Source organism: Pseudomonas sp. A39, assembly GCF_058145955.1.
The window spans coordinates 1-13,233 of record NZ_JBYVMD010000047.1 but is presented as its reverse complement, the minus strand read 5'-3'; the positions used below and the strand labels follow the sequence as shown (position 1 = coordinate 13,233).

General features: G+C 62.5%; 12 protein-coding genes. 9 read left to right on the top strand and 3 right to left on the bottom strand.

What is annotated here, in order from left to right:
* Positions 1-19 precede the first annotated feature (19 nt).
* From AC3ZU9_RS26125 to AC3ZU9_RS26095, 7 genes are read left to right on the top strand one after another with little or no spacing between them, the layout of a single operon-like run.
* Positions 20-1,237, top strand: a complete 1,218-nt coding sequence (locus AC3ZU9_RS26125; protein ID WP_490091543.1) for a type II and III secretion system protein family protein — start codon at positions 20-22, stop codon at positions 1,235-1,237.
* Entirely contained in the window at positions 1,234-2,427 is a 1,194-nt protein-coding gene (locus tag AC3ZU9_RS26120) for a CpaE/TadZ family protein (protein ID WP_046033984.1), read from the top strand. Before AC3ZU9_RS26125 ends, AC3ZU9_RS26120 begins: the two co-directional genes overlap by 4 nt.
* Positions 2,424-3,695 (top strand): TadA family conjugal transfer-associated ATPase, encoded by a 1,272-nt coding sequence (locus tag AC3ZU9_RS26115; protein WP_012722024.1) that lies wholly within the window; start codon positions 2,424-2,426, stop codon positions 3,693-3,695. Before AC3ZU9_RS26120 ends, AC3ZU9_RS26115 begins: the two co-directional genes overlap by 4 nt.
* Before the next feature lie 10 nt (positions 3,696-3,705).
* Entirely contained in the window at positions 3,706-4,587 is an 882-nt protein-coding gene (locus AC3ZU9_RS26110) for a type II secretion system F family protein (RefSeq protein ID WP_490091542.1), read from the top strand.
* A gap of 1 nt (position 4,588) precedes the next feature.
* The gene (locus AC3ZU9_RS26105; RefSeq protein ID WP_043204728.1) at positions 4,589-5,476 is read left to right on the top strand and encodes a type II secretion system F family protein; all 888 of its coding nucleotides are present in this window, start codon (positions 4,589-4,591) and stop codon (positions 5,474-5,476) included.
* A gap of 10 nt (positions 5,477-5,486) precedes the next feature.
* The gene (locus AC3ZU9_RS26100; RefSeq protein WP_490091541.1) at positions 5,487-6,221 is read left to right on the top strand and encodes a tetratricopeptide repeat protein; all 735 of its coding nucleotides are present in this window, start codon (positions 5,487-5,489) and stop codon (positions 6,219-6,221) included.
* A 3-nt stretch (positions 6,222-6,224) separates the two neighbouring features.
* Entirely contained in the window at positions 6,225-6,494 is a 270-nt protein-coding gene (locus AC3ZU9_RS26095) for a DUF3613 domain-containing protein (RefSeq protein WP_490091540.1), read from the top strand.
* 12 nt (positions 6,495-6,506) lie between these two features.
* Here AC3ZU9_RS26095 and AC3ZU9_RS26090 read toward each other — a convergent pair whose 3' ends face one another.
* Together AC3ZU9_RS26090 and AC3ZU9_RS26085 are read right to left on the bottom strand one after the other, a co-directional pair.
* On the bottom strand, positions 6,507-7,295 hold the full coding sequence (locus AC3ZU9_RS26090) for a response regulator transcription factor (protein ID WP_122811415.1): 789 nt from the start codon (positions 7,293-7,295) through the stop codon (positions 6,507-6,509).
* A 126-nt stretch (positions 7,296-7,421) separates the two neighbouring features.
* Positions 7,422-7,871: a prepilin peptidase gene (locus AC3ZU9_RS26085; RefSeq protein ID WP_012722018.1), complete on the bottom strand. Its 450-nt coding sequence runs from the start codon at positions 7,869-7,871 to the stop codon at positions 7,422-7,424.
* Between the two features lie 72 nt (positions 7,872-7,943).
* Here AC3ZU9_RS26085 and AC3ZU9_RS26080 point away from each other — a divergent pair, with 72 nt between their 5' ends.
* Both AC3ZU9_RS26080 and AC3ZU9_RS26075 read left to right on the top strand, forming a co-directional pair.
* Complete coding sequence (locus AC3ZU9_RS26080) at positions 7,944-8,387, top strand: TadE/TadG family type IV pilus assembly protein (RefSeq protein ID WP_012722017.1); 444 nt, start codon at positions 7,944-7,946, stop codon at positions 8,385-8,387.
* Positions 8,384-11,122, top strand: a complete 2,739-nt coding sequence (locus AC3ZU9_RS26075) for a PAS domain-containing sensor histidine kinase (RefSeq protein WP_490091539.1) — start codon at positions 8,384-8,386, stop codon at positions 11,120-11,122. Before AC3ZU9_RS26080 ends, AC3ZU9_RS26075 begins: the two co-directional genes overlap by 4 nt.
* Here AC3ZU9_RS26075 and AC3ZU9_RS26070 read toward each other — a convergent pair.
* Entirely contained in the window at positions 11,107-13,053 is a 1,947-nt protein-coding gene (locus AC3ZU9_RS26070; RefSeq protein ID WP_122811417.1) for a pilus assembly protein TadG-related protein, read from the bottom strand. The genes AC3ZU9_RS26075 and AC3ZU9_RS26070 overlap by 16 nt on opposite strands.
* Between the last annotated feature and the right edge of the window lie 180 nt (positions 13,054-13,233).

Genomic DNA, 13,233 nt, shown 5'->3' with positions numbered 1-13,233 from the left:
TCGAGCAAGGATGCCTTGAATGAGCCAGCGCTACGCACCCCTGTTCATGCACATGGCTTGGGCCCTGATGCTCTCGAGCCTGCCCGTCGGCATGGCCCTGGCTGCACCGGGCAACTGCAGCGCCCTGGGCCAGTTGCCGGCCGTGGTCGAGGTGGGAGAAGGCTTGCAACAGGAGCTGCAATCGCCGGTGGCAATCACGCGCCTGGCCATCGGTGACCCTAAAATCGCCGACGTGCGGGTCAACGGCGACCGTCATTTCCTGCTCACCGGGGTCGCGTCCGGCGCCACCAGCCTGATGGTATGGACCGCCTGCGCGAGCACGCCGCGTCAAAGCATGGTGTTCGTCAAGGGCAGGGCCACTTCGGCGCTGACCAGCCTGTCGCTGTCGCCGTCGGAAGATCCCCTGCTGCCCAGCCAGGTGCAGACCGACATCCGCTTTGTGGAAGTCAGCCGCACCAAGCTCAAGGAGGCGAGCACCCGACTGTTAGGCACCGGCAAAAACTTTTTCCTCGGCAGCCCCAACCTGCTGTCACCCTCGGAGGGGGTCTTCAAATTGCCGGTGAGCACTGACAGCTTCAACGTCGGTTTTGGCGGCGGCCGGGTCTCGGCCATGATCAATGCATTGGAACGCAGCGGCTTTGCCTACACCCTGGCGCGCCCCAGCCTGGTGGCCATGAGCGGCCAGAGTGCCTCCTTCCTGGCCGGCGGCGAGGTGCCCGTCCCGGTGCCCAGCGCCGGCAGCGACACCATCTCCATTGAGTACAAGGAGTTCGGCATTCGCCTGACCCTGACCCCCACGGTGATTGACCGCAACCGCATCACCCTCAAGGTGGCGCCGGAAGTCAGCGAGCTGGACTACAGCAACGCCGTCATCATCCAGGGCATCCAGGTGCCGGCACTCACCGTGCGCCGCACCGACACTAGCGTGTCCCTGGCCGATGGCGAAAGTTTTGTGATCAGCGGCCTGATCAGCACCAACAACCGCTCCACGATCAGCAAGTTTCCAGGGCTGGGCGATCTCCCGATCCTGGGGGCGTTTTTCCGCGACTCTAATATCAGCCGCGAAGAGAAAGAACTGCTGATGATCGTCACGCCGCACCTGGTGCAGCCGTTGGCCGCCAACGCCCAACTGCCCTCGTTGCCCGGCGAGAAACTGCGCAGCTACGACCCGAACTGGTTCCGGCTGTTCTTCTTGGAAAACGGTAATTTCGACCGTCGCAGTGGACTTTCCCAATGAGCGATAGCTTGAGCCAGACCTTCCTCGCCATCACCCGCAACGCCACCGACTTGGAGTGGCTGCAGGGCGCCCTGGCGCCCCTTGGCCAGGTCGTCAGCGCCGGCACCGGCAGCCTGGACGAGTTGCTGGCGCTGGTGGACGTGACGTTCGCCAGCCTGGTGTTTGTCGGCCTCGACCGGGAAAACGTGGTCACCCAGAGCGCACTGATCGAAGGTGCCTTGGAGGCCAAGCCGATGCTCGCGGTGGTCGCCCTCGGCGATGGCATGGACAACCAGCTTGTCCTGAACGCCATGCGGGCCGGCGCCCGCGACTTCGTGGCCTACGGCTCACGCTCCAGCGAAGTGGCGGGCCTGGTGCGCCGCCTGAGCAAGCGCCTGCCAACCGTCGCCCACAATGCGCAGCTGGGCGGTCTGACCGTGCTGTTTGGCACCCAGAGCAACGCCGATGGCGCCATGCTGGCGACGCACTTGGCACTGGTGGTGCAGAAGAGCGGGCAGCAAACCCTGCTGCTCGACCTGGGCCTGCCGCGCAGTGACAGCCTGGCCTTGCTGGGCCTGGAGAGCACGTTCAATTTCGGCGATGCGTTGCGGCATCTGCGTCGCCTCGATACCACGTTGATCAACAGCGCCTTCACCACGGCGCTGGATGGCCTGCGCATCCTGGCGTACGCCACCGGTGACGAGCCGCTCAAACTGACCAGCGCCGCCGAGTTGTTCATGTTGCTCAGCGCACTGCGCCAACACTTCCAGCACATCGTCGTGAACATCACCGGGCAGCCGGACAGCGAAGCGCTACGCACCTTTGTCAGCCACTGCGACAAACTGCTGTGGTGCACCGACCAGAACGTGCTGGACTGTCGCCGCAACCTTGCGGTGCTCAGTCGCTGGCGCGATAAAGGCATGAAACTCGACCACGCCAAACTGGTGGTGGACCGCTACATCAAGGCCTGTGCCCCGGACACCGAGGCCCTGGAAAAAAGCTTCGGCCTCGAATGCGTCGCCGTGCTGCCCCTGAGTGCCGAACTGCGCCTGAACGTGAAAAATCAGGGCCAGACCCTGTTCGTCCTGGCCCCCCGTGAGCCCTTGACCCAAGCCGTGCGCGCCTTGGGCGAGCGCCTGGCCAAACGCTCCGAGGGCTTGGCAAAACCTTCCATGCGCTGGTTTGAACGCATCCTGGGGTCGGGACGATGAACGGCGAAAAACTGTTTGGCGGCCCGGCCCGCAGCGCCGGAGGCAACAGCGATCACGATGGCCTGAAACTGGTGCTGCATCGCTACATCATCGACGCCATCGAGGAGTCGGGTAAGAACCTGCTCGAAGGCACACGCCAGTCTCTGGCGCAATTTGTCATCGACAAGGTCTCCGAGTACATCACGCGCATGCGCCTGGCGATCTCGCGCTATGAAATGGAGCGCCTGGCCGAAGAGATCGTCGACGAACTCACCGGGTTCGGCCCGCTGGAAGTGCTGCTGCGTGACCCTTCGGTGACTGAGATCCTGGTCAACGGGCCGCACCGGGTGTTTATCGAGCGCGACGGCCTGCTGCACCAAAGTGACCTGCGCTTCATCGACGACCATCACGTGGAACGCGTGATGCAGCGCATCCTCGCGCCGCTGGGCCGCCGCCTGGATGAGTCGTCGCCGATGGTGGATGCACGCCTGCCCGACGGCAGCCGGGTCAACGCGATCATTCCGCCGATTGCCCTCGACGGGCCGTGCCTGTCGATTCGAAAATTCCGCAAGGACATGCTCAAGAGCAGCGACCTGGTCGCCATGCAGACCATCGACCAGAGCATTTTCGAGTTCTTCCAGGAGGCCGTGGGCAAGCGCTGCAATATCCTGATCAGCGGCGGCACGGGTACCGGCAAGACCACGCTGCTGAATATCCTCAGCCAACTGATCAACCCCCACGAGCGCTTGGTGACCATCGAAGACGTCGCCGAGTTGCAATTGGGCCACCCCCACGTGGTCCGCCTGGAAACCCGCCCGCCGAATGCCGAAGGTCACGGCGAGGTCAGGTCCAGCGACCTGATCCGCAACGCCCTGCGGATGCGCCCGGACCGCATCATCCTCGGCGAAATCCGTGGCGTGGAAGTGCTCGATGTGATGACGGCGATGAACACCGGCCACGACGGTTCCATGAGCACCGTGCACGCCAACAATGCCCAGGATGCGTTGTTGCGCCTGGAAACCCTGGTCGGCCTGACCGGCCGTGTGATCGCGGAAAAAACCCTGCGCCAGATGATTTGCGCCGCGCTGGACGTGATTATTCAACTGACGCGTATGCCCGATGGCCGCCGCTGCGTAAGCGAGGTGGTGGAAGTGGTCGGCGTGCGCGATGACGTGTATGTCACCAATACGCTGTTCCGCCTGGATCGGCGCACCGGCTTCGGTTTCCTGCGCGAAGCGCTCAACCCGGCCGGCGACAAGCTGCGTCGCGAATCGGCGTTGCAGTCATAGGGGGCGCTTGATGACAGGACCGGTGTTGTTGCTTATCTGCCTGCTGCTGATTGGTCTGTCGTTCTGGCAGTTTCACCATGGCCTGCGCAAGGCCCAGACGGCCCGTGTGCTGGAGCGCCTCGGCAACGGCCAGCCCGAGGCACAGGAAGCCACGACCACATGGACGGGCCTCGAGCGCATGTTCCAGCGTGCCGGGCTGGGCAAACCCACAGACCGCCTGGGCCTGTGGGCGAGCGCCTGGGTGATCGGCGCGCTGCTGGGTTGGCTGCTCGCCGACGGGCTGGGCCTGATCGCCATGATCGTGGGGCCGCCCCTGGCATTGCGCGTGTTTATCGCCTGGCGTTATCAACAACGCGTGCAGCGCATGGTCGAGCAACTGCCGCAGTTGTTGGACCATAGCGTGCGCAGCCTCAAGTCCGGCAGAACCCTGGCAGACGCCGTACTGGGCGGGGTCGAGAGCATTGAAAACCCACTCAGGGACGCCATGGGCCGCGTGCAACGCAATGTGCGCATGGGCGTCAGCCTGCCGGATTCGGTCAGCGACTTCGCCGAGTTCTACGAACAGGATGAGTTCCGCCTGTTCGCCCTTGGCCTGAAGGTCAACCACCGCTACGGCGGCAACGCCAGCGAGCTGCTGGAAAACCTGATCAAAATGATTCGCGAGCGGGAACAGGGTGCCCGCCAACTCAAGGCCATGACCGGCGAAACACGCATGACCGCCTATGTGCTGGGCGGCCTGCCGGTGCTGATCGTGGGCTACTTCCTGGTGGTCAACCCCGGCTACTTGATGAACATGTGGCACGACGGCACGGGGCGCATCATGCTCTTCGGCGCGCTGGCAATGGACCTCGGCGGCACCTTTATCATGTGGCGCATGCTGAGGAGTGTCTGAGATGGCGCTTCTGGCCTGCGCTTTGTTGTTGCTCGCCGCAGCGGTATTGGTGGGCGGGCAATTGCTCGAGCATCGCCGCCGCGAACGGCGGGTCGCTGAGCGCTTGCAAGGCAAGATGGTCAGCGATAACAGACTCGGCACGCTCATCCGCCAACTGGGCGCAAGCTCGCTGGCCCAGCGCTCGGTCAGCCTGGACAACGAGACCCAGGCCCTGCTCAATCGGGTTGGCTGGCGCAAGTCCAGCCAACGCTCGCTGTTTGCAGCCTTCCAGATCGGTACGCCCATCGTGTTATTGGGCCTGACCCTCCTCGGCCAGCAACTGTTGTTCCCGCATGCGGACCCCGCCTGGATTGCCCCGATGTTTGCCCTGGGCATCGGCTACCTGCTGCCAAAACGCGTGCTTGCGGCGGCCGCCAAACATCGCCAGCAAGCCATCGCCAAAGAAATTTCCACCTTCATTCCGCTACTGCGCATTCTGTTCGAGTCAGGCATGGCGGTTGAGCAATCGCTGCGTGTATTGGGCAACGAGGCCCAGCGTTTACTCCCCCACCTCACGCACGAACTGCGCCTGATCCTGGCGCGGGTCGATTCCGGCCTGGAGCTGGGCGAGGAACTGGGCAAGACCGTCCACGTGCTGGAGGTGGATGAGTTCACCGACACCTGCATCATCCTCCAGCAATTGATCCAGCAGGGCGGCGGCGCGATGAAGTCCCTGCTGGCCCTCAAGCAACTGCTCGACGACCGACGCCTGACCCGCCTGCAGGAATACATTTCGAAGATGTCGGCAAAAATGTCGGTGGTGATGATGGTGTTCCTGTTCCCTGCTTTGCTGATCGTGCTCGGCGGCCCGGCCTTTATCGGCATCGCCCGCGCGTTGAGTCACTTTTAAGGAGTCGTTGATGAAAGCACTGATTGCCGGCCTGGCCCTGCTGATGCTCGGCGGCTGCGCCACCAATGGCCAATCACCCTGGGCGGCGTTGACCTCATCCAACAGTTGCACCAAGCCGAGTTCGGACCAGGAACTGGCACTCAGTCTGTCCGATGACCTGGCCAACGAAGGCAAGCTGCACGCCAGCCTGGCCAACCTGCAAAGCCTGCCCGAGGCCTTGCCCCAGGTGCGCCAGCGCAAGGCCCGCAACTACCGCCTGCTCGGGCGCAGCGAGGCCGAGCCGTTGTACCGCAGCCTGCTCGGTACCTGCATGAACGCCGAAGGCGAGCACGGCCTGGGGCAATTGGCGGCAGCCAGGGGCGACAACGGCCAGGCCATGGCGCATATGCAACGGGCGGCGCAGTTGGCGCCCACCGACGAAAAAATCCGCAATGACCTGGGCGTGGTGTACCTCAACCAGTTGCGCATGGAAGACGCGCGCTTTGAATTCATGACCGCCATCGAGCTCAAGCAAAGCGACCCGCTGGCGGCCGTCAACTTGGTGACCTTGCTGATCTATCAGGACAACTGGGGGCAAGCGGCAAAGGTGGCCAGCCAATTGGGCCTGAGCCCCGAGCAGGTCACCGATGCCCAGGCCCGCGCGGAAAAACTCAAGGGTCCAAGCCCCAGCCCAAGCCCCAGTGCGCCGGTGCGCAAAATCGCTGCGGTCAGCGATGCCATACGGTGGCTATCAAGTGAGGAGTGATCGATGAAAGTACATTACCTTGTCGGCCTGGCGCTGCTCCCGCTGAGCGCACTGGCCATCGAACCGGGCCCGTCGTCAGCGCAGCAAGCGGAAACCGAAAACTGGATGGCCTTGCAGATCAATGGCCGTGCCGCTTCACCCACGCCGCAAAGGACCACGCCCGCAGAACGCGAGCAGGCCTTGCAGCGCTGGCTCGACAGTCACAAACATCCGATCCCGGAGTTTTTTGAATCGCCGTCCGGTGGGTCGTCTAAAGGTGGGAACAGTCAGTAACACCCTGGCGCGTCAGTGCGCCGTCACCCGTTGGCGCATCGCCGAGGTATTCGGCGACAGCGCCAGTGCCAACTGCGTGCGGTTATGCATATGGGTCAGGCGCAACACCTGGGACACGTAGAGCTTGACCGTGTTTTCGGTGATCCCCAGTTCACAGGCGATCTGGTAATTGGTCTGGCCCTTGCCCACCAGGCGCGCAACGTCCAGCTGGCGCGGCGACAGCTGGTTGAAAATGGTCGGGATCTCGATCGGCCCGGCGTCTTCGGCAACCGGCTCGCCCTCATCCGCCACGCCGGCGCCGGGGCTACGGCGCACTTTGTCGAGGTCCTGGTACAGGTCATTGATGGATTCTGAGAGGTATTGCAGCTTCAGGTTCAGGTGCCCCAGTTGCAGCTCTTTTTGCCGCTCTTCCAACGCCGCTTCCTGGCGCTGCACGCCTTCGAGCAATTCATCGAGGTTGATCGGTTTCTGGTAGTAATCCGAGATCCCCGCGCGCAGGGCCTTGATCACGTCCTGTTTGTCGGAACGCCCAGTGAGCATGATCGCCTCGAACGCCCGCTGCTTGCCGGCGATTTTTTGCATGGCCTGCACCAACTCGATGCCATCCATGTCCGGCATGTGCAGGTCGCACAGCACCAGGCCGATCTCGGCCTCTTCGCTGAAGCGCTGCAACGCATGTCGGCTGGACTCACACGGCACGCAACGGTAACCACTGCTTTCGAGAAATTCGCAGAGCTCTTCCACGATCAACGGCTGATCGTCGACCACGAGCACCTTTACCGCTGAGGTTAGCTTGTTCACGCGCTACTCCATGCCTGGCAAGCCAAAAGATTGACCGATCCCTTTTGACGAAGAATCCTAGACTCTCATTCAATAAACGTAGACCTACTTTTCGACTCTGTACACATCGATAGAGGCCTTGTGCGATTAGTGGATCCAAAACCAGTACAGCGCAAACCCTGTCAGTACAAACGGAGCAAACGGCTGTTTTTTTGACGCTTCAGTAACCGGGGTTAGCCGACGCGCGCTAAGCCTTTGACTGATAAGCCCCCAGCCGCCCAGGAACAGCGCGGCACCGATCAGCGACCACAACACCGCATCCAGCGTGCTGGCCAGGGCCAAGGCGGCCAACAGCTTCACGTCCCCCGCGCCAAAACGGCCCAGCGCATAACCGGGCAACGTCAGCAGCAGCGCCACGGCAAAGGCCCAGCCCCCTTCGCTGGCGGGCGCACCCAACCAGGTAGTGCCCATCCACGCCAAGTAGAGCAACGCCAGCAGCGCCACACCCAGCGTCAAGCCGTTGGAGATTTGCCGTTGACGCCCATCCTGCAACGCACAGAGCCCCAGCCAGAGCACTATCACCACGCCATGGATCACGTAAAAAACATCCCTTTCCGCTGAATGATTCTATGCTGATATCAAGTAGTAGCCGTCAGGGTAGACGCAGTCATGAAAACAAGCCTCCCCAGAAAACAAAAAGGTGCTGCGGCGATAGAGTTCGCCCTGGTCTTCGGGATCTTTTTTGCAGTGTTCTATGGGCTGATCAGCTATACCCTGCCGTTGCTGCTGATGCAGTCCTTCAACCAAGCGGCGTTGGAGGCCGTGCGTCAGGCCATGGCGGTGGACCCGGTGGCCGCCGCAGACACCTATCCGACGAAAGTCACCGAGCGCGCCAAAGATACCGTCATGACCCAGTTGGACTGGATCCCCACCAGTTTTCAATTTTCACGTGATTTCGTCAGCGCGACTTACACCGGCACCACACTGAACGTCACGATCAGCTACCCCACCAACCTCCTCTATTCCGTGTTCCCGGTACTGGTGGTGCCGGGCATCGGCACAGTGCCGAATCTGCCGGCCAACCTGTCCGCGCGTTCGAGTCTTCAGTTTTGACCTCGGGGGATAACCTGTTCGGGCGCCTGCTCGGCCGCACCGGCGCCCCGCCCCTCGACACACCCGGCGTGTCCGTGCCAGGGCTGCACCTGCAACTGGACCCTCAAGGCCACGTGCTGAGTATCAGCGGTACCCTGCGCCCACAGCTCGCGACGCCCGGGATGGGTGAGACCCCGCCGCTGCTGCGTGAACTGCTGTGTGCCGGCAGCGCCTTGAGTGTCGAAGGCCGCCCCGCAGACTGGCAACACCAGAGCCTGGACCTGGACTTCCAGAGCACGACCGGCCAGGTGCTGCACACCCGTGGCTGGGTCGAACCCGAAGGTGATGGCTGGAGCCTGCGCCTGCTCGACGTGGGAGACTTGCTCGCCGACCGGCAATTGGCCCAGCACCGCGAGCAGAACCATCAACTCATCAGCCGGATGAGCGAGCAACTGCAGCTGTGCAGCCTCAGTCGCTTGCCCGAGGTGTTCAACGAGCACCTGCGCAACCTGGCCCAGCACTGGCAGATCCCCTGTGTGGCCCTGGCGTTGTTCGATGCAGAAGACCAAGGCTGGCGGATCTACAGCCACTACACCGCCCACGACGCGCCCGCCTTGTGGCAGACCGGCCAGCACCTGGGCACCCTGCTGGACAGCGCCAATGGCAGCGCGCCATTGAGCCTGGCCCAGGCGCGCCGCGAACACCCAAGCCTGAACGGTATTTTCGGCAACGCCGACGGGTTCCTGGTGCCCTATCGCGATAGTCAGGGCGTCGCCGCCTGGTTGCTCTGCGGCCTCTACAATGGCCAGCAACACACCCGCGACCGGGAATGGCTGAACCTGACTGCCGCCCTCGCCGCCCCGCTGCTGAGCCGCTTGCGCGAGCAACGCGATCACCAACAGCTCGACCGCATGGACGCCCTTCAAGGCCTGCTCGGCACCGGCTGGTGGGAACTGCTGCCCGCCACCCAGGAAATCCAGCTGGCCCCGCAGTTACAGCACAGCCTCAGCCTGGAGGACGGCCCGACTCGCCAGGCGCTGGGCGTATGGCTGGAACAGATTCACCCCGCCGATCGCCAGGCACTCACCAGCCGCCTGCACGACCTGCAAACCCTCGACAAACCACTGCTGACCAGCGTGCGCCTGCAACGCACCGACGCCGAGCACAACCCCCTCTGGTACCGCCTGCAGGGCCACGTGCTGGGGATGGGCGATCAGCGACGCTGGGTCGGTTTCATGCTCGACATCAGCGACATCAAGAACCAGCAACAGCAAGCCGCTGCCGCCCATGCGCGCCTGGATAACCTCATCGCCAGTTCACCGGCGGTGATCTATGTGCAGCGCTATGTCAGCGGCGCCCTGCACCCGGCGTTTTTCAGTGACAGCCTGCTGCCGCTGTTGGGCTGGACGCTGGACGACTGCAACCACGACAGCCTGGCGTCATTGATCCACCCCGAAGACCGCGACCTTTACTTTGAACGTACCCGCCGACTCCTGCGCGAAGGCGCCGTGCGCAGCCGCTACCGCCTGCGCGACAAACAGGGCCACTACCATTGGCTGCTGGATGAAGCCAAATTACTGCGCGACGACCTCGGGTTGCCGCTAGAAGCCGTCGGCCTGTGGCTGGATGTCACCGAGGCGACCCTGGCCGCCGAGCAGATCAAGCAGAGCGAAGAGCGCTACCGCATCTTGGTTGAAGACTCGCCGGCGATGATCTGCCGCTATCGCCCGGACCTGACCCTGACCTTCGGCAACACGCCGCTGGCCAACTACCTGGAGTGCCTGCCTGCACAACTGCCGGGGTTGAACCTGGGCCATTGGCTGTCGGATGAACAGCGCCAGGCCTTTGTGCAGCGCATCAGCCAGCTGACCCCGGAATTCCCGGTCAGCACCGCCGAGATCAGCCTGGAATTGCCCGGCCGCGAACATGCCTGGTGGGTGTGGTCGGACCGTGGCGTATTTGACGAACAAGGCGTGCTGGTGGAAGTGCAAGCGGTGGGCCGCGACAACACCGAAGTGCGCCGCTCCCAGCAGCAACTGACCCAGAGCGCCAAGATGGCCACCTTGGGCGAAATGGCCACGGGCCTGGCCCATGAAATCAACCAGCCGCTCAACGTGATGCGCATGGCCATCGTCAATGTGCTCAAGCGCCTGGCCAGCGGTGATGCGCAGGTCGACTACCTCACCGAAAAACTGCAGCGCATCGACGCCCAGGTTCAGCGGGCGGCGCGGGTGGTGGACCATATGCGCGTGTTTGGCCGCCGCTCGGAAATCGAACAACAGCCCTTCGACCCGTCACAGGCGGTGGAAGGCACGCTGTCGCTGCTGGGCGAAGGGCTGCGCGGTAAAGGTGTGGACGTGCGCGTCACCCCGGCGGACTTTACGGTGCAGGTCAAAGGTCATGTCGACCAGCTTGAGCAGGTGCTGATCAACCTGATGGTCAATGCCCGTGACGCGTTGTTGAGCAAACACGAAAAGGACCCGGCGTTCCGCCCGTGGATCGCACTGCATTGCGAACATGACAGCCGCCATGTGCGGCTCTGGGTGGAAGACAACGGCGGCGGGATCGACCCCCGGTTGATCGAGCGGATTTTCGAGCCGTTCTTCACCACCAAACCGATCGGCGTGGGCACGGGGTTGGGGTTGTCGGTGAGTTACGGGATTGTGGAGAACATGGGCGGACGCTTGAGCGTCGTCAATGGGCCGGCAGGGGCACGGTTTTGTGTGGAGCTGCCGGTGGATCAGATCACCAGGTAGGCGCGGCCCATATGGCAGCTGAGGTTGGCGCCGACTTCGGCGTTGCCGAGGCTGATGCCCAGGGCTTTGAGCAAGGTGTTGACGATGGGGTCCAGGATCGGCGCGAGCAGGTTCTGGATTGCCCCGACCAATGTCGTCGTAATCGTCGTCAAAAGGCCTGCGACCCCGGCAAGCGCGCCGCTTGAAACAGACCCGCTGGGCGGTGCATAGGTCACTTGGAGACCGGCCAAGGTCCCGCTGAGGCTCGCAACGATATCACCCGTCGGCAGCAGCGTCTGATAGGTCGGTGCGAGATTCATCTCTGCGACCGGTAAATAGAACAGGTTGCCCGTTTGAGAACCGATAGTGGATTGGGCTTTCAACATAAGCCCGCCCCCTACGTTGGCAGTTCGTGCGCCACAAAGAACCACCAGCAGGCAATGCCTGGAACCGATATCGATCAGGCGTATGGGCTGGACGGCAACGGGTGCCGCCGAAGCAAAGGCAGCCGCCGCATCAATACTGCCGACCGTCAGCGTGGCAAGCGTGGTGCTGGCTTGTACGGTCAATGATTTCGTTGCGCTACTGACACAACTGAAATCAGTGACGTGGCTTTCCGCGCCACCCGCTTCAATCAGAATATCGAGCTTGCTGGCGATCTCGACATCGGTGGAGTCACATGCGACCGCACACAGTACCGAGCTCACCACGCCGGCAAGATTCAAATGCAGCAGGTTGTTGACCACACCGGCAATGGGCGTTGCCAGGCTTGTGACTGCCGAAGCCAGTGCAGAAACCGTCTTCAATACGGGCAATTCGATGGAAATTAAGGTCCTGACCTGCGCGGTCCGTACATAAATTTGATCCGTCGGCGGGTTCTTCGACAACCCCGCCTTGGCCTTCGCGGGATTACCAACCGCCGACATCTGGGGTGGTTCGATGACTTTGGTCTGGATGGAAACACTGCCCACCAAAGGGATATTCAACTGGGCCGCCGCGTTCACCGCATTCTTGCTGCTGGAAAGCTGCGCCGCCGTCTGTAGCAACTGGAACAACTGGATATTGGTATTCAAGGCAGCCGCCGGCGTGCCTGTCGTCATCTTCAACAAATCGCCGACGGTCAGCAACTTGGTATTGGGCGCAATCGCCTGGATCTTGATCGTATCGTTGATCACGGCCGCTACCGCAGAACCGTTTTTTTGCATCACCTTCACCACGGCATCGATCAAGTCGTTAGCTGAAACAGCGGTCGCCAGTAAAGCTTCGTAGTCACCCGCCTTTACGTTCAATTTGAGCGCCAACTGGTCCAGATAGCCGAGCAGGTTTACGCTGGTATCCGCCAACCCCTTCCAACTGGTCGCATCGAGCGTAAGCGTGCCCCCCAGCAAGCGACCGATCACCACGTTCAAAATGGCTGACTTGCTGGAGTCAATCGTGCCCAATGTGCTGCGAATCGTCAGTTGCGCCACTGGCGGCGCATACGCGGCCACGGCGGTCGCACTCAGCATCATCTGGCTGGAAACCGGGGCGCCGCTGAACATGCTCCAGATACCCGTGGCGATGCTGGTCATCACGCTGCGCGTGGCAACCACGCGTACGGCATCGTTTTTGGTCGCGTCAGGGGTAAACACACGCACGCTGTTGGCATTGGTCGTTAATAGGCCGCAGGTCACGACCAGGCCACGACTGTTGTCGCCGGCGACCACGGTGAAGCCATTGCGCGCGGCGTTTTCCTTGGCGTAGTCGTTCGCGGTGGTGGTGGGGCTGCACAGGCCGCCACGACCGGCGGCTTCCAGGGCCGACGTGTCGGCGATGGACTGCAACTTGCGCTTTTCCATGTACAGGCGGCCGCTGTCCACCACCAGTAGCATGAAGACCAGCGCCACCGCCAGGGTGCCCGCTGCCATCAAGCCAATCGCACCGCGCTGCCTGGAACGAAGTCGGGGAGACATCAGGCACTCCTTAGCGCTTACTCTCCGTAGTTGCTTGGAGTGTAGACAAAGGCTGGCCAGTCGCCACAGATTGATGAGGTTTGGTGGGGTGATGGGGCTGCTTCGCAGCCCAGCGCGGGGCAAGCCCGCTCACCACAATAAAACCAGGTCCAACACAAAACCGTCGGAGGGGTTTAGTGG